This is a genomic window from Shewanella sp. SR44-3, from assembly GCF_014163735.1.
Lineage (GTDB): Bacteria > Pseudomonadota > Gammaproteobacteria > Enterobacterales > Shewanellaceae > Shewanella.
The window spans coordinates 18893-36955 of sequence record NZ_JACJDV010000036.1; the positions used below are offsets into that span (position 1 = coordinate 18893).

Annotated in this window: 11 protein-coding genes; 7 read left to right on the top strand and 4 right to left on the bottom strand. The window is 44.4% G+C overall.

What is annotated here, in order from left to right:
• Positions 1-129: 129 nt before the first annotated feature.
• A complete protein-coding gene (rnk, locus tag H5073_RS14710) occupies positions 130-543 on the bottom strand; it encodes a nucleoside diphosphate kinase regulator (protein ID WP_182680330.1) in 414 nt (137 codons plus the stop codon).
• A 457-nt stretch (positions 544-1000) separates the two neighbouring features.
• Here rnk and H5073_RS14715 point away from each other — a divergent pair, with 457 nt between their 5' ends.
• The 4 genes from H5073_RS14715 (at position 1001) to torD (ending at position 5639) form a co-directional block, all read left to right on the top strand.
• Complete coding sequence (locus H5073_RS14715) at positions 1001-1171, top strand: periplasmic nitrate reductase, NapE protein (protein ID WP_182680320.1); 171 nt, start codon at positions 1001-1003, stop codon at positions 1169-1171.
• A gap of 42 nt (positions 1172-1213) precedes the next feature.
• Positions 1214-2392, top strand: a complete 1179-nt coding sequence (gene torC, locus H5073_RS14720; RefSeq protein WP_182680321.1) for a pentaheme c-type cytochrome TorC — start codon at positions 1214-1216, stop codon at positions 2390-2392.
• Positions 2393-2417: 25 nt separating this feature from the next.
• Positions 2418-4910, top strand: a complete 2493-nt coding sequence (gene torA, locus H5073_RS14725) for a trimethylamine-N-oxide reductase TorA (protein WP_182680322.1) — start codon at positions 2418-2420, stop codon at positions 4908-4910.
• A 72-nt stretch (positions 4911-4982) separates the two neighbouring features.
• Positions 4983-5639: a molecular chaperone TorD gene (torD, locus tag H5073_RS14730; protein ID WP_182680323.1), complete on the top strand. Its 657-nt coding sequence runs from the start codon at positions 4983-4985 to the stop codon at positions 5637-5639.
• A 58-nt stretch (positions 5640-5697) separates the two neighbouring features.
• Here torD and torS read toward each other — a convergent pair whose 3' ends face one another.
• Positions 5698-8694, bottom strand: a complete 2997-nt coding sequence (gene torS, locus H5073_RS14735; RefSeq protein WP_220488077.1) for a TMAO reductase system sensor histidine kinase/response regulator TorS — start codon at positions 8692-8694, stop codon at positions 5698-5700.
• Between the two features lie 153 nt (positions 8695-8847).
• On the opposite strand from torS, the gene torT reads away from it, so the two are divergent.
• On the top strand, positions 8848-9966 hold the full coding sequence (gene torT / locus H5073_RS14740) for a TMAO reductase system periplasmic protein TorT (protein WP_404948404.1): 1119 nt from the start codon (positions 8848-8850) through the stop codon (positions 9964-9966).
• 29 nt (positions 9967-9995) lie between these two features.
• On the opposite strand, the gene torR is transcribed toward torT, so the two are convergent.
• Positions 9996-10721 (bottom strand): two-component system response regulator TorR, encoded by a 726-nt coding sequence (torR, locus tag H5073_RS14745; protein ID WP_182680326.1) that lies wholly within the window; start codon positions 10719-10721, stop codon positions 9996-9998.
• A gap of 210 nt (positions 10722-10931) precedes the next feature.
• Entirely contained in the window at positions 10932-11681 is a 750-nt protein-coding gene (locus H5073_RS14750; protein WP_182680327.1) for a TorF family putative porin, read from the bottom strand.
• A 480-nt stretch (positions 11682-12161) separates the two neighbouring features.
• On the opposite strand from H5073_RS14750, the gene H5073_RS14755 reads away from it, so the two are divergent.
• Both H5073_RS14755 and H5073_RS14760 read left to right on the top strand, forming a co-directional pair.
• On the top strand, positions 12162-14003 hold the full coding sequence (locus tag H5073_RS14755) for an autotransporter assembly complex family protein (RefSeq protein WP_182680328.1): 1842 nt from the start codon (positions 12162-12164) through the stop codon (positions 14001-14003).
• On the top strand, positions 14000-18049 hold the full coding sequence (locus tag H5073_RS14760; RefSeq protein ID WP_182680329.1) for a translocation/assembly module TamB domain-containing protein: 4050 nt from the start codon (positions 14000-14002) through the stop codon (positions 18047-18049). Before H5073_RS14755 ends, H5073_RS14760 begins: the two co-directional genes overlap by 4 nt.
• The last annotated feature ends 14 nt before the right edge of the window (positions 18050-18063 follow it).

Sequence of the window (18063 nt, forward strand, 5' to 3'; positions counted from 1 at the left end):
TTAAAGATTATTTCTTCTCTTCAGGAGGTTACTACTATTAAAGATACTTGAAGCCTAACGCACCAAACACCAACGCCGTTTTGCTGCGCCTGAATGCTTAACTGGTTAGGCCAAATCCATACTGTTACTTTATCGATGCAGCTCACCTGCCCTTTCTGGCTGATAAACCACTTCAGTGAGTTTTACTCTCAGAAAACCGCCGCCTGGTTTTGGCCATTCAATTTCATCTCCCTGAGAGAGACCCAGTAACGCACTTCCCACAGGTGCTAGAATAGATATTTTTTTACCGCTTGAATCAATATCCTTAGGGTAAACAAGTGTTAGCTCGAATTCTTCTTTAGTTGATTCAATAATAAACTTTACCATTGAATTCATCGTTACTATTGTCGGAGGCACTAACTCAGGAGCCACCACATTAGCTCGCTCAAGCTCCGACTCAAGCTCAGCTTTTCCTGCAAAACTGTTTTTCGGCATTGATTCAATTAACTTATATAGCCTATCAGCATCTAACGAAGATATGGTAATTTCAGGTCTTGTATTCATTTCTATTCTCAACATGTTATAAATAATTTTGTGGTACAAATAACAGTGGTCTAACCTTTCAATCTTGTGGTCAACAGAGACCAACATACTGATGCTACTAGTAAAAAATATGACCCTCAAGACTAAAAGTATAAAAGCGGCGTAAAAGTGACAACATCAAAATAATAATCTTGCCAATCCTAATAAAAATAATCACACAATCCACTTTCTATATGTAGCTAAACAGGAACTCGTGAGTTTTAAGGTAAAGAACGCAATATAATAACAGCTCTTCATAAAACTTATAAGCATCTGATTTAATACTAAAATTTAAGTTTTATTCACAGTTGCCACTACTGCGGTTTTCACATTCTTTCACATATTGTCAAAGTTCATTCATTCCAAGTATTACAGCCATTAACAAACCTTCTCTAATATTACTCTTATCGGTTACGAGGATCATTTAAGAGAGTCTGTCATGGTAATAAAAAAGTCAACTCAAGCACCTGAGAAAGTGAAAAATGATGAAGTCAGAGCACTGGGATTTATCATTTTTTTATTGTTCCCAATCCTCACTGTCATCAGCATCAGCGGCTATGGTTTCATTATTTGGATGATCCAGGCCTTTGGCGGCGTCATCGCGCATTAATCCCCAATAAAATCATTAGCTAATATTATAAAGGATATTGTTATGAAGTGGTTTATCAACACTTGGCGTACACTCAACCAGCCTGCCAAATACCTCACATTAGGCACCATTAGCCTGTCAGCTTTTTTAATGGGGATTGTTTTCTGGGGTGGTTTTAATACCGCATTAGAAATGACCAACACGGAAGAGTTTTGCATCAGCTGCCACAGCATGGAAAGCAAGCCTTATCAAGAGCTGCAACAAACTGTGCATTGGTCAAATCATTCTGGCGTGCGGGCAACCTGCCCTGATTGCCATGTGCCCCACGAATGGAGCCGCAAAATTGGCCGAAAAATTGAAGCCTCCCACGATATGTGGGGCTGGTTATTGCAGACGGTCAACACCGAAGAAAAATTTGAAGCTAAACGCTTAGAAATGGCTAGCCGAGAATGGAAACGTTTCGATCGCGATAACTCGCTAGCCTGTAAAAACTGTCACAACTACGATTCGATGAAGTGGGAAGACATGTCAAAACTGGCGCAAAAGCAAATGAAACGTGCTGCAGAAATTGACCAAAGTTGTGTAGATTGCCACAAAGGCATAGCCCACAAACTGCCAGATATGGGCACAGCACGTGCCCCAGAGCTCATTGCCCAAGTGGGTGCAGGGGAAAGCAGCCTTAATACAGGTGAAAGCTATTTCACGGCCTTAACTAAACCACTTTATTTTAACGAAAGCACAGATGTTGAAGCTGGCACACTCAATATTGCCACTAAAGTGACCATACTTGAAACCCAAGGCAATAGAGTCAAAATCGGGATCTATGGTTGGCGCAAAAAAATTGGCGCTGGCCGGGTTATTTACTTCGATTTTGGGCTCAATATTCTTTCAGCTCAACTCACTAAAGAGGCCGCATTAGAAGAAGGTGTGATGGCGGTCTTTGAAGAGAAAGAAGATCCCATGACAGGCCTTAAGTGGCAACGAGTCGAAGCCCAAATTTGGACAGAAAGTGATTACCTAGTAAAAAATCTACAACCGCTTTGGGATTATGCCCGCACAACTTACTCAAGCAGCTGCAGCGTATGCCATACCCAGCCCGATGAAGCGCACTTTGACGCCAACACTTGGCCTGGCATGTTTAACGGCATGATAGCGTTCGTCAACATGGATCAAGATACCCAAGCCTTAGTGCAAAAGTACTTACAAGAACATTCATCGACTTTTGATAAGTCAGCGCACTAATAACCCACTGCGTAAGGACATCGTAATGAACAGAAGAGATTTTCTTAAAGGCTTAGTGGCCAGCTCTTATATGAGCCTTAGCGGCGCATCTATTTTAGCCCCCCTTAATGCTCTCGCCGCAGTCAGCACCAAGGTCAATGATGACTGGCTCACCACGGGCTCACATTTTGGCGCTTTTAAAATGAAGCGAAAAAATGGCGTGATAGACCAAGTTATTCCCTTTGAGCTAGACAAATACCCAACGGACATGATTAATGGAGTTAAAGGCTTAGTCTACAACCCCTCCAGGGTACGCTACCCTATGGTGCGCTTAGACTTTTTATTGAAGGGCCACAAAAGTGACACCAGCCAACGGGGAGATTTCCGTTTTGTACGTGTCACTTGGGACAAAGCCTTAAGCTTATTTAAAGACTCGTTGGATGAAGTACAAACAAAATATGGCCCATCGGGTTTACATGCCGGCCAAACGGGTTGGCGGGCTACTGGGCAGCTGCATTCAAGTACTAGTCATATGCAGCGTGCTGTGGGCATGCACGGTAATTTTGTTAAAAAAATTGGCGACTACTCAACAGGGGCTGGGCAAACAATTTTGCCCTATATCTTAGGCTCCACCGAAGTGTATGCTCAGGGTACCTCATGGCCGCTTATTCTTGCTGAGTCTACTACGCTGATTTTATGGTCAAATGATCCCTATAAAAATCTGCAGGTGGGCTGGAACGCCGAAACCCACGAATCATTTGCTTACCTTGCAGAGCTAAAAGAGAAAGTAAAACAAGGTAAAATTCGTGTAATAAGCATAGATCCCGTGGTAACTAAGACCCAGCAATACTTGGGCTGTGAGCAACTTTATGTTAACCCGCAAACCGATGTTGCCTTAATGCTGGGTATTGCCCATGAAATGGTAGCCAAAAAATTACACAATGACGCCTTTATTCAAGGCTACAGTCTAGGTTTTGAGCAGTTTTCACCCTACTTAATGGGGGAATCAGACGGCATAGCCAAAACCCCCGAATGGGCCAGTAAAATCACAGGGGTTAGTGCAGAAATTATCCGCGATTTAGCCAAGGTGATGACCAAAGGGCGCACTCAGATCATGATGGGGTGGTGTATTCAACGTCAGCAACATGGTGAACAACCCTATTGGATGGCGGCAGTACTTGCCACTATGATAGGCCAGATAGGCTTACCTGGCGGCGGCATAAGTTATGGTCACCATTACTCAAGCATTGGCGTACCTTCATCGGGGGCTGCAGCGCCAGGGGCTTTTCCCCGTAACTTAGATGAAGACCAAAAGCCGCTGTTTAATAACAATGATTTCAAAGGCGCAAGCAGCACTATCCCTGTCGCGCGCTGGATTGACGCCATTTTAGAGCCAGGTAAAGTCATTGATGCCAATGGCGCTAAGGTCACCTATCCAGACATAAAGATGATGGTGTTCTCTGGCAATAATCCTTGGAACCATCATCAAGATAGAAACAAGATGAAGCAAGCATTTCAAAAGCTTGAATGCGTGGTCACTGTCGATATAAATTGGACTGCCACCTGCCGCTTTTCTGATATCGTCTTGCCCGCTTGCACTACCCTAGAGCGCAATGATATTGACATCTATGGCAGCTATGCCAATCGTGGCATTTTGGCAATGCAAAAAATGGTTGAGCCGTTATTTGAAAGTTTGTCAGATTTTGACATCTTCACCCGCTTTGCCAAAATTATGGGTAAAGAGAAAGAATACACCCGCGGCATGTCTGAATTTGATTGGCTTAAAAAGCTTTATAACGATTGTAAAGCCGACAACGCAGGTAAATTCCCTATGCCGGATTTTGATACTTTCTGGAAAGCGGGTTACGTGCACTTTGGTGAAGGTAAGCCTTGGACCCGCCATGCTGATTTTAGGGATGATCCTGAAATGAATCCCCTTGGTACCCCCTCTGGTCTGATTGAGATTTTCAGCCGCAAAATTGCCCAGTACAATTACGATGACTGCCCAGGACACCCAACGTGGATAGAAAAAGCTGAGCGCAGCCATGGCGGTCCAAGATCAGACAAATATCCAATGTGGATGCAATCTTGCCACCCAGATAAACGCTTGCACTCGCAAATGTGCGAGTCCCAGCAATACCGGGAAACTTACACAGTAAAAGGCCGTGAACCTGTGTATTTAAACCCGGCAGATGCCAAGCAAAGGGGCATCAAGGATGGTGATATAGTGAGAGTGTTTAACGATCGCGGTCAACTGTTAGCTGGAGCTGTGGTATCGGATAACTTCCCCCGCAACATAATACGTATCCATGAAGGTGCTTGGTATGGTCCTGTGGGTAAAGATGGCGCTAAACAAGGGGGTAATGATATCGGCGCCCTGTGCAGCTATGGGGATCCTAATACTTTGACCTTAGACATTGGTAGCTCAAAACTTGCCCAAGCTTGCTCAGCTTACACTTGCTTAGTCGATATAGAAAAGTACCAAGGTAAGGTGCCAGAGGTCAGTGCGTTTAGTGGCCCAATAGAAACCCAAATTTAAAGTCAAACTAAGCCAGCGCCATATTGTGGCGCTTCGACTAAGCCGCGATTTAGTGGAAAAGGAAGCTGAAAAATGAATGACACCAGCGTTTATAACACGCCAATGAACCAAGGCCGCGCTATGGTATACACCTTGCTTTCATCACTCTTTGCTAAGGAACTCGACCACCAGCAAGTGGCAGAACTCACCTCAACTCAAGGCCAAGATTTTTTGACCCAGCTGGCAAGAGACCCACAGTTCCAACACGATATTGCCAGTCTTAATATTATCCTTAGCAGCTTAACCACGGAGCACCAGAGGTTAAGCTTAGCTGCAGATTATTGCGGTCTATTTTTGGTCGGTACCAAACACAGCGCCAATCCCTATGCCAGTTTGTACCTGACGGATAACTCGGCTAAGGACGCTGAAATCTTGCTCTTTGGTGAGCATCATCAAACAATGCAAGGCTACCTTAAGCAAAGCCAACTTAGCATTCAAAGCCAGTTTCCAGAGCCTGCTGATCATTTAGCCGTTATCTTGGCTTATGTGGCTGAAGGCGCCACCAAGCGTGATGACAATAGCCAGCTTATTTTTATAAACCAATACCTTAATGCCTGGCTACCCCGCTTTGCCGATAAGGTTGCAAGCATTGATCATGGGGGATTTTATACCGCCCTCGCCCACTTGACGCAGACTTGGGTTGCAAGTGACTGTGAAGGACTAAACGAAAGTAAAGCAAAGGCTAAATAGTCGGCGCTATGGCAAGCATTGAACAACAAATCGATTGTCATGACAAACTGACATCAAGCTAATGGGTTAGGATGAGTTCGAGCGCGCTAATTGATGCTTGCCACAATTTCTTAAGAGATTGATATGAATCATCATTCAGCTCATCGAGCTCTAGCTGTTTACATCTTTGACTTAGTGCAATACATCCCATGCTAGCACTACTGCCTTTAAGGGCGTGAAGTAAGGTTGCGGCATCACAGTTATTATCTGCAAGGGCGGTTATTTGTGCCGTGCTGCTGTTGCTAAACAAGCTAAACATTTCCTTCATGGTGCGGTCACCAAGATACTGTAAATCATCAATTATTTGTTTTTTATCCAATAAAGGCTGCTGTGCAGCCTCAGCTAGTTCAACCACATTAAGCTGAGTCCCAGTAACAGCTGAAGCTTCATCTGTCGCCACCCCTATCCAGCGAGCCAATGATTGCATATTCAGCGGCTTAGCTAACACTTGATCAAAACCTGAGTCTTGGTAAACATGAATGTCATCCTCTTGAATTTGCGCAGTAAATGCGGCGATGCTAACATTCAACTTCGCCAGTGCAGCTATCTGTTTAAGCTCTGCCAGTAACGCAATACCTGAGCCATCTCCAAGCTGGATATCTAGCATAATTCCATCAAATTTCTGCGCGGTATCGGCTCGGTATAAGGCCCTTGCCCTAGCACAACTATCGACCAGCACTGAACTATGGCCAAGGTGGGCCAAAAAGCCCTGAGCCACCATGGCATTAACCTTATTATCTTCTATCACTAGGACGCATTGGGGAGCGACTTTAGGCAAAACTACCATAACTGGAGCATAGGCCTCATTACAGGCATGCAGCGGTAAGCTAAAACCAAATGTTGAGCCCTTTCCAACAATACTTTTTACCCAAATTGACGCTTCAACAGAATGAGCATCATTCATCAACGCCACCAACTCCTTGCAAATGGCAAGGCCAAGACCTGTACCTCGGGTTCTGCTTTGGTTTGGCAGAGTGCTATAAGCGATAAATAATTGCTTCATCGCCGCCTCACTGATCCCAACACCGGTATCTGTAATTTCAAAGACCAAACGCTGCGAATCCACGCTAACTTTAAGCACGATTTCCCCTGTTGGAGTAAATTTAATAGCGTTAGCCAATAAGTTAAACAACACTTGACGCAGTTTGGGGCCATCAATATTCACCCACATAGGTAAATCATGCCGTACTAAGCGCAGGGATAAACCCGACAACCCAGCGCCTGCATTCATAATCGCCATCACTTCATCCAATAAATCATTAAGGGCAGTTGAGCGGGGCTCGTTAGTGAGCTTTCCTTGCTCTAAACGAGAAAAATCTAAGATGTCATTCAGCACAGTTTGCAGCAAGGTGCCACTGTATTGGGATAAAGCCAACATCTGTTTTTGTGCTGGGGGCAATGCACCATGACCAAGCAAGGTTAAGGTGCCTAACAGCCCATTGAGTGGGGTGCGAATTTCATGGCTCATTGTTGCTAAAAACAATGATTTAGCTTGGCTGGCTTGTTCTGCCATGACCCTTGCCGCTGAGTGGCCTTTTGCTTCGGCATCCAGTTGACGGTTCGCTTCAGCAAGTTCTAAGGTGCGGGCTTGTACTGTACTTTCCAGTGATGCTTTATGGGAAAAAAGCTCTGATGCGGTCGCTTGCAATTCAGTTTGTAGCGCTTGATTGTGGGCGGTATTTTTCTTAAAAACCTCAATCGCCGATGCCATAGCGGTTAGTTCATCGTCCCCATGGGGATCGAGTTCCACATCGATATTGCCTTGGCTTAATTGAGATAATGCCGATGTGGCTTCATTAAGGCGTAGTGCAATCCCTTGATAAATCACTCGGTAAACCACAAGTGCCATGATAATTAACATCAAAATTCCAGTAGCCCATAGCCCAGATTTAGCCCAGAATAATTGCTGTAAAAACTCATGGCGCGCATCCACAGCATGAGACTGCTGGGTTTTCATGGCGCTGTCTACCGCTTTATTTAATTGCCCAAGTTTATTGGTTAACAGTAATAGCTGGGCATTTTGCCTAGTCAGCACTTGGGAATATTGCAGCTGCAAACCAAGACTTAAGTTGGCTTGTTTGAGTATCACCAACTCTTTAAACAAATCTGTAGCTCTGGTGGGATCGCGCACTAGGTCTTTAAGCAGCTCTAGAGGCATTAAATCAATTTGGCGATTAACCACTGGATCAGCAAATCGACCCGCCCCATGACTATTATTTACCCCAGAGTTATTATACTGCGGGGTTATCAACAAGTCGGATTGGGTTAGTACCCGCGACATGCTAGCCAAGACGTTATTAAGCCCCAATTGCTGCTCAGGGGATTGCAATAACTGGCCAATAAGCGCGATATGGTGCACTAAGGCTAAAGCGCGGTTTAAACGCTCACGAATATCTAAATCTTGCTCTATGATGGTATCCAACAGATGCGTGCTATGTGCATTGCCCGCCAATTGTGGGTAAGCCAAGCTCAGCTTTGCCAAAATAGCCGCATCCACCACGGCAAGCTCGGCCTCAAGTAACTCACTGCTGCGGCTTGCGGCCTCTGCAAGTGCTCGGCCTTTGTCATGTAATTGATGGGCTAGAGTAAGCCGTTCACCCACTTGCTGGCCCAATATTGATAAATCGTGGATGATTTCACCTGCAAAAAGAGCAAAATACCGATTATTGCTCGCCCCTAATTGCTGTAAACTCTGCGCGGTTTTATTCAATCCAGTGTCATCCATGCCTTTGACATTCAGGCCACTGAGCCGTTCGATGGCTGCCAGTAAGTTAGTACTTTCAATGGACAACTTACGCCCTAAAAAAGCCCGTTCAGCCTCTTTTTCTACGCGCTCAAGCCTCTGAGCATTATCTAATAACGCATTAGAAGACTGCATTAATTGTCTGGCCGCCTCTGAAGCGGGCAGCGCCTCTTCATACAAATATTTATCCGCAAGCTTAACCCAGTAAAGCGAGACGCTCCCTAAGCTTATCAATAGCAGTAACAGCAAACCAAGTAGACTAAATGCCAACATTAAACGGCCCACTAAACTCTTGCCTGACAGTGATAAAGTCCTCACATTTGTTCCTTAAACTGTTACCATTACGAACAATTAGTTGTTACCTGATTTAAGCTTGAATTTAAGTAACGTAATGAAATGTGCACAATAGAAAAGTGAGTCAATAACATGCACCAACTCATGTATATATTCTTGTTCATATTACTAGGCTGCATTCCAACACTTTTAGGCTTTGCCCATGCAGCACCCATTCAATATTGGACATTAGAGCAGCGCACACCGTTTAATGGCAAAATTCAAACCTCAAATTCCATCCACTACGCTCCCCTCACTCAAGCAAAAAAACCATGGCGGATCTGCGCTTTAGTGCCGCACCTTAAAGACGCCTACTGGATAGGCATAGACTATGGCTTGGTGTCACAAGCTAAGCAATTGAGCATTAATTTATCCTTGTTTGAAGCAGGCAGCTATTACAAAAAAAGTAAACAGTTAAAACAACTTGAGCACTGCCTTAGCCAAGATTTTGATGCCATCTTACTGGGTAGCGTAGATCCTGATCTGCTTAAAGGCTACAAAGCCCAGATAAATAAACCCATTATTGCCCTAGTTAATCGCCTCGATAGCCCAGTTATTGATACTCGGGTTGGAGTCAATTGGTATCAAATGGGCTGGCTCGCCGGTGATTTTATTCGCAGCTCATTAAGCCCGGCGCCATTGGCGAATAGCGCGCCCTTAAACACCACAAAAGTCCCCTCGATAAAGCTCGCCTTACTCACAGGCCCTGAACGGGTGGGAGGCAGTGACTGGGTGGAGCTTGGGATACTTGATGCCATTGCCAATAGTCAGATTGATGTATCTTCCATCCGTCACACGGATAATAACCGCGATCTTTATCGGGATCAGTTACATAACCTGCTCAACGATCATCAGCCCGATTACATTCTTGGCAGCGCCGTTGCTATTGAAGCTGCGGTGGGAGCCTTGCAACATAAAAAACTCAGTAACCAGATAAAGCTTGTTAGTAGTTATTTATCTCCCGCCGTGCTGCGAGGCATCTATCGCCATAAGGTAGCGTTTAGCAGTAACGATCAAGTGGTATTACAAGGAAAACTTGCCATCGATGTGATAGTAAAAATCCTTGAAGGTGCTGGGCCATTTGGGGATATAGGCCCAAAAATACAAACGTTAATCCAAGAAAATATACAACTCAACGCCCTTGAAGACAGCTTAGCCCCGGCAGACTTCTACCCCATTTACCGCGTTACAAATGTTAAGCCTAGGCCTTAAACCTGAGCCTTTAACCTGAGGCTTACCCCTCAATCTTCAACTTTAGTGGCAAATAAGTAGCCTTCACCATGGACTGTCACAAACAGATCTGCCTGTAATTTATTGCGCAGGCGGCGGATAATGACATCTATAGTTCTGTCATTAACCTCTTCATTTCTATGACTGGTTTGCTGCATTAAGCGTTCACGGGACAATACCTGTTGTGGGTGCAAGGCAAACACGGTAAGCAGCTCAAATTCGGCTTTTGTGAGTTTAATCACATCTTCATCTCGGGTTAATTTACGGTTATTTAACCCCAGAATGTAGTTATCAAACACTATCAAGTCATCGCACTTTTCAAATTGAGCCACGACTTCTTGCTGAGCTTTTTTAACCAAAGAAATTCGCCACAGTAAATTTTTAACTCGGACTAATAATTCCCTTAATTCAAAAGGCTTAGTGACATAATCATCCGCGCCCATTTCAAGCCCAATAATTTTATCTATGGTTTCATCACGCCCAGTCACTAAGATAATCCCAACGTCAGAGCGACCTCTGAGATCTCGGGCCAAACTCAAACCATCAGTCCCTGGTAAATTGACATCTAACATCACCAAATCTATGTGCTGTTTGGCAAATTGTTGCCACATCTGCTCACCGTCTGCAGCTTCAAGGACTCGATAACCTTCTCGCTCAAAATACCCCTTTAATCGAGCACGAATAACGGCTTCGTCATCAACCACGAGTACAGTATTCGCAAACCCAGTCGCAGCCATGTTCTCATTCCAAATAAGCGGTCTCACAATAAGGGTTATTATTCATAATTTTTCACATTTGCCTATTACCCCATGCCTAGAATGCGTCACAGCTAACAAAAAAGACTATAAAAAAGGATCTGTGCGGCACAAAATTTGTGCAATACAGATCCTTTAAGGCTATCCTGTGACGCTTGTGCTACACGCTTATATTTATATTAATGGTTAAGATTAAAAGCTTTTACTAAGTCCTAACACCACTCTGTCGTCAAAAATCTTAGTCTGAGTGCCATAGACTTTATGATCAGCCTCCACTGTGCTGCCGTGATAGCGCAAATCAAAATTGATGCCAGCATAAGCTTTACTCACACCAAGGTTCCAATGGCCCCAACCTTCAGCCCCCTCACCATCAAGATCTTGATAACCAAAACTGCCAGACACCTTAACGCCATTATCAAAACCATAGCTTGGGTGCACGGCATAGTTAACCCCTTGCCAGCCCTTAACACCAAACCAATCATCCAAGGTTGGGGTCACTTCAAGCTGCACATTCGCGCTGCCAAATTGCTTGCCCACTTTTAGCCATAATTCAGTGTAATTAGAGTACGATGCGCCAGGATAGAGATACGAAAACACCATCACATCATAGCTAATGCCACTGGTACCAAATTCGCCAGTTTTACCTATGTAAGGTGCGGTCACAATTTCTAAATTTGGATCGGCAAATTTAATATTTGAAGCAAAAACACCTGAGTACCAACCCAGATCATTGCCCCAGCCTAAGGTACCCTGCACTACAGGTACATCACCATCCATGGTTTCGGACTCCCCCCGAAAAACATAGTCAGATGCAAACGTCAGCTTACCACTAATCTTGCCATCAAAGACTTCACTCTCTTGAGCAGCATGGGCTAATGGTGTTGCCGATAGCAGCACAGCACCTAAGATAACAGATTGAGCTAGTTGATATTTATTATTCATAATCATCACCCTTTATAGACACTTTTATAGATGGGCTGACTATATGACAAACTTATGAATGGCGATTAGGTAAGATATGAAATGACAAAAAACAAATATGAAAACTTATGAATATAAACCATTTTAATAGGTCGTAAACCAAACATAAAAATTTGCACAAACACAATAACCTCTTCCAAAACAAAGGATTATAAATAAAGTGACTTACAGCACATATTCATGCCGTTCCAAGTAATTCCTCCATGGATGAACAAAGATTACTCGATGTCGTTAATAACTCTGATATAGCTTGTTAAGATCACAATAGTGGTAAGGTCAACGATATATTGGCATACTCCATTTTTGATTGCACATTATTTAAGCCGTTAGTTTATTAGCCTAATTATGCCGAAGGAATATTCGCGCTAACACCTTGCCTCTTCGCCTAATTGTGGCGACAATAGGCATCTGATTATCCTTGATTAAGTGCCCTGATTGTTAATGTCCCCTCGTTTATTGTTGCTGTATTTTTGGCTAATTATCGCCCCTTTGGCGTCTTTCCCAGCCTTTGGCGACAACACTTGGTTAAGCATTAATGTTACTGGGGTTAACAGTAAGCTAGAACGCAATATCCGCGCCCACCTAGGCGCGGATCCTGATTCAGATGTACAGCGCCGCGCCTACCTGTTTACTGCCGAAGATAACATCACCGCAGCCCTTGAATCACTGGGGCACTACCATGCCAGCGTGGAGTTAAGCGTACTTGAATCTGATACTGAGCCTTGGCAACTCACGGTCGCCATCACTCAAGGTGAGCCTACGTTAGTGCAATGGGTCGACATTCAATTCAGTGGTGAAATGCGCGGCGATGAAGCCTTTGATTTATGGTTAGACAGTATCAATTTACTTCCAGGTGATCCCCTAAATCATGGACGTTATTCTGAGATTAAATCCCAACTTTCAACCTTAGCACTCACCCGTGGTTACTTTGATGCTCAGTACAGCCTTGCTGAAATTCAAGTCAACCGTGACCTCAATAGTGCCAAAATCAGCCTGCATTTTGATTCTGGTAAACGCTACCTATTCGATAACGTCAGTTTTAGTGGCCACAGTTTAGATGATGAGCTACTCAATACCTTAGTGCCTTTCAATGCTAATACTCCTTATTCCAGCTCTCAGCTGTCAACGCTGCATCGCAATCTGTTGGATTCTGGCTATTTCAGCAGTATTAAAGTACTGCCTCAAATTGATAAAATCCATGACAATTTAGTGCCGATTAAAGTTGAGCTCCTTGATAGGCGGGCACATTCTTTTGAAGTGGGCGTGGGCGCAGATATTGGCAATAGCAGTGAGAAAAGTATCGAACCTAGAGTCAGATTTACCTGGCGTACGCCACAAGTTAATCAGTTAGGCCACAGCCAAGAAACTAGCCTAGAGTGGTCCCCTGAGCGACCTAAATTCTTAACCACCTATGCCATTCCTTTGACCCATGTGCTAAATGACAAACTCAGTATCAGATTGGGATTACTACAGGATAAATATGGCGTAACTCAAGACTATATCACCTCAGATAAAGCCTTTACTAACACTGGTGAACTTGAATCAAGCAAACGCTTATTAGGCATAATCAGGCAGCAAAAGCTCAATAATCAATGGCTATGGAGCTATTCACTCGAAACTGTTCATGAAGAGTATAGTCAATTAGATCAAGAGTTTGATCCTGATTTATATCTGCTTGGTATGAACTTAACTCGTAGTCAACGAGGTGACAATAGCTTAGATCCAAAGTCAGGATTTAGACAAATTTATAGCATTGAGTATGCAGATCCAGGCTTTGGCTCAAGCTTGCAATTGACCAGACTTCAGAGCCGCTTTAAGTGGATAGACACCTTGTTTGATAAACACAGATTTGTGGCTCGCCTCGATTTAGCTGCCAATTTAGCCGACACCCAAGACATGGCGAATATTCCGCCATCACTGCGCTATTTTGCCGGTGGCGATCAAAGTATTCGCGGCTATGGCTACCAAGAGTTAGGCCCGCATATCGAATATACTAATGCCAAAGGTGGTACATCACGACAAGTGGTCGGGGGTCGCTATCTTGCGGTGGCAAGCCTCGAGTATCAATATTACCTAACACCAACATGGCGATTGGCAAGTTTTATCGATGGTGGTAATGCCTTTGACACAGATCAATTTGAGCCTGTATTGGCCGTTGGTGGCGGCGTTCACTGGATCTCTCCCATAGGTCCTATCAAACTGGATTTAGGCGTTGGCTTAAAAGAAACCGACACTGTAGCCCGCTCATGGAGAATTCATCTCACAATGGGGACTGAGTTATGAAGCATAACCTCCCTGATGAAGCAAATGCTGCACCGCTGGCAATTAACCAAGCATCGAGTAAAACGCTTGCGAAACTACTCACTTGGCTAAAGCATAGTTTAAGATTAAGTCTCTATTTACCCTTGGCATTACTGATGTTGCTGGCTTTAATGTTAGGTACGCCCATGGGCAGCCAAGGGGCAATAATCTTAGCGAACAAATTACTGCCAGGCCTTGAGCTTGAATACCAATCGGGCACATTAAACCGTGAAATTAGCTTGTCACAGCTGCATTACCGCCTCGATGGCTTAAGTGTTACAGCCAATGAAGTAACCCTTTCCTGGCAGCCAAGCTGCCTGCTTAACTTACAGTTCTGCATACAAAGCCTTAGCGCTGAAGCTGTGAGTATTGATTACCATGACCTCCCCAATGCTGACTTAGAGAACGCAAATCCGCCAACAGACAAAACCACTGAATTGGCAAATGCCGCTTCAGCATCTTTTGAAATCCCCATGGCAATTTTGTTAAGCCGCGCCAAGCTCAAAAACCTTGATGTCAATATACATGATATGAACTATCAAGCCGATGAGTTAAGTGCTAACGCCATTTGGAACTCATCAGGGCTTACGGTTCGCACCTTAAATAGCCAAGGGCTTAAAGTCATTATCCCGCAGAACAACTCAGTAGAGCCATCTCCTGCTTTTGAGCGGGTTGAAGATTTAGGTCAACTCGCATTCACCGATTTACCTCAGGTGACTTTGCCTTTCCCCATCAGAGTAAAAAACCTAACCGCCACAGACAGCCTCTTGACTCTTGGTGAACGCCAAGACAGCTTCCCTCATATTGAACTTAAAGCCAGTATGAAGGACTCAATGCTTAGAGTCAGCGCATTGCAACTGACCCACAGTGATAGCAGCGAGCTATTGAGCGGACAAGTAGCAAGCGGACAATTGAATTTAAACGGTCAGCTTAATTTTAGTGGTAACTACCCGCTGGAAATAACAGCAGATTTACAGCTGGCGCACTTAACTGAGCTACCCGGTTTAGCAGATCAACGCATAAGTCTAGAGCTTAGCCAAGATTTTAGTAACCTCAAACTACGCGCTCAAGGACAAGGCCAAAGCCAGTTCCTGTTGGATGCAAATTTAGCCCTCACAACAAACACCCTTAACTATCAGCTCAGCCTCAGTGACAGCCAGCTGCATTGGCCCTTAGGCGGCAAACAGTTCCAAGCCAATATTGCAACACTAGTGTCGACGGGAAATATCCATAGCCAGCAATTAAGTCTAAAAGCCGATATCACAAGCATGATCGGGGGCTCTATTACCGCTGTGAACCATGATGCTACTGCGGCGCTTGCAACTCATAGCAATAGCACTAAAAACTCAACTCAAGACTCAAAAGCTCTAGTACCTCAACAAATCAACATTAAACTTGATACTCAGCTTAAACACCAAGGCCAAAAGCTCATCATTGAACAGTTAGCAATGTCCTCTTCAGCTGGACAATTAACCGCCACTGCTGAGTTAAGTTATGATGATAGTGTGCAGTGGCACGCCAAGCTCGAAACCCAAGGGTTACAGTTACAGCAACTGCTGCCGCTATTTACCCAACAACCTCTAAGTGGCAACACTGAACAATCTGTTGATGCTCAACTGGATAATTTTGGCCTGATTAGCAGCAATATCAGCGGCAATTTTGCCACTCAAGGCAAGCTTTCAGCCAATGCATGGCAACTGGCTATCACCCAAGCTAACTTAAGTGGCAGTGTTAATGGCTACCCGCTTACGGTTAGTGGTGATATTAGTGCAGATAGCCACTTAAATCTCACCGCCAATCAGCTCGAAGCCCAAGCACTAGGAGCAAGATTAAGCGTCCATGGTGAAGCTAAAGAGCGCTGGGATGTCAATGCTAAGCTGAGTGTGCCGGATGTGAGTCAGTGGTTTAACCGTGGCCGAGGCAGCATTATAGCCACAGCCAATATCGACGGGCTGCAGGCTAATCCTTTATTGACAGTGCAAACTGAGCTCAATGATTTCAGTGCTAATGGCGTGAACCTTGATTATGTTCAACTCATTGGCAGTTATGCCCCTAAGCTTAAACATAAATTTACGCTACAACTAAGAAACAACCTGCTCAAATGGAAGAAACACCAAGTCACCGACTTAATACTCAATGCTAAGGGTGATAATAAAAAGCAAAGTGTCACCTTGATAACTGGCGGGGATATTGCCATAAATGGCGAGTTAACCAGTCAATATCAGCAGTTAAGTAACGCTATGACCGCTAAACTAGCACACTTTAATATCACCACTAAGCTTGGCAAATGGGCATTAGATAAACCGGCCCAGATCCGCTGGCAGCAAGGTAAAGGCAATATTAGTCCATTATGCTTAGTACACCCACACAGCCAGCTTTGCTTAGTTGACCCTATCGAAATAGGAAAACAAGGCCAAGTTAATCTGAGCTTTAAGGGCAACCCAGGTCAATTACTGACGCCGATTTTATCCAAAAAAATGCGCTGGGATGGCGATGCTAAACTTACAGCCCAAGTGCATTGGCGCGAAGGGATGCGGCCAACGGCTAAGCTTGATTTTGCCTTACTGCCAGGTAACATCACTTTAATACGCGCCAAAAATAACCGTATCAGCCTAGATTATCAGCAGCTAAGCCTCACAGCACAATTAAATGAACAAGCGCTATCAAGTCAATTAAGCATCAACTCTAAAGGCATAGCTCAATTACAGAGCCAATTTACGATTGCAAATAATCAACAGCGAAGCTTAAGCGGCAACCTTGATGTCAGCCATCTGAACTTACAACCTTTTGGTGAGTTCTTCCCACAGATAGCCACCCTTGAAGGGATCGTTTCTAGCAAACTCTTGCTGGCTGGTACCTTAACTGAGCCAGATATTTCTGGCCATATACGCCTCAATGACGGCGCAGTATCTGTCACTAGCAACCCCACCCTATTAGATAAAATATACTTAGATTTAGCGTTAGCAGGTCAGCAAGGCAGCTTAACTGGTCACTGGTTTATGGGCAAAGGTGAAGGTAAGGTACTAGGGACACTAGTGTGGCCACAGGGCCAATTTAGTGGTGATTTAGCCATTACCGGTGACTCACTAGCCTTTATTCAACCTCCGTTAGCGATTTTAGATGTGTCACCTACGCTCGCCTTGAGCTTTAATCGACAGCAATTAACCGTCACTGGCGATATTGATGTCCCTTCGGGCCAAATAAAGATAGTGCCACTGGCACAAGGCGGCATTCCTGTCTCTGACGATGTGGCGTTTAATGACTCTATTTCAGCCCAAGAGGTCAAAACCAGTCCTTATGCCATTGTTGCAGATTTAAGTATTAATGTCGGTAAGGAGCTCCTTATCGATGGCTTAGGCTTAACAGGGAAGCTTGGCGGTAAGCTCTTATTAAAGCAGCAAGCCTTTAAACCTCCCCTGCTGTACGGTGATATTAAGGTCAGCCAAGGTAGCTACCGCTTTATGGGACAGAGCCTTAAAATAAGCACAGGTGAAGTGCAATTTGTCGGTCCTGCTGAAAACCCTAATTTAAATATCCAAGCGGTGCGGGAGATTAAAGATGAAGATCTCACCGCGGGAGTGAGAATAACAGGTACTCCAGCAAGACCTGTGGTGACCTTGTTCTCTACCCCCGCTAAAGAGCAAGCTGAGATCTTGTCTTACATTCTTAAAGGCACAGGCTTTAGTAGCACAAATAACCAACAAAATAATTCGTTAATGATGAGTGCCGCCCTAAGCTTAAGCTCACAATTTGATGGCGGCGCGATTAATAGCATAGGCAATACCGCTTCTGGATTAATCGAAAAATTTGGCTTTAGCAATGTACAGCTCGATGCCAATGATGAAGGACGCGTTGCCTTAAGTGGTTATATCGGGGAAGACTTGATGGTGAAATACGGCATGGGAGTGTTTAACCCAGGTTATGAAATGACGGTCAGGTATTATTTATTATCGCAACTTTATCTAGAAACTGTATCGGGCACCTTAAGTCAGTCACTGGATCTCTACTACAGCTTCGACATAGATTAGGCTTTAGGCTTTAG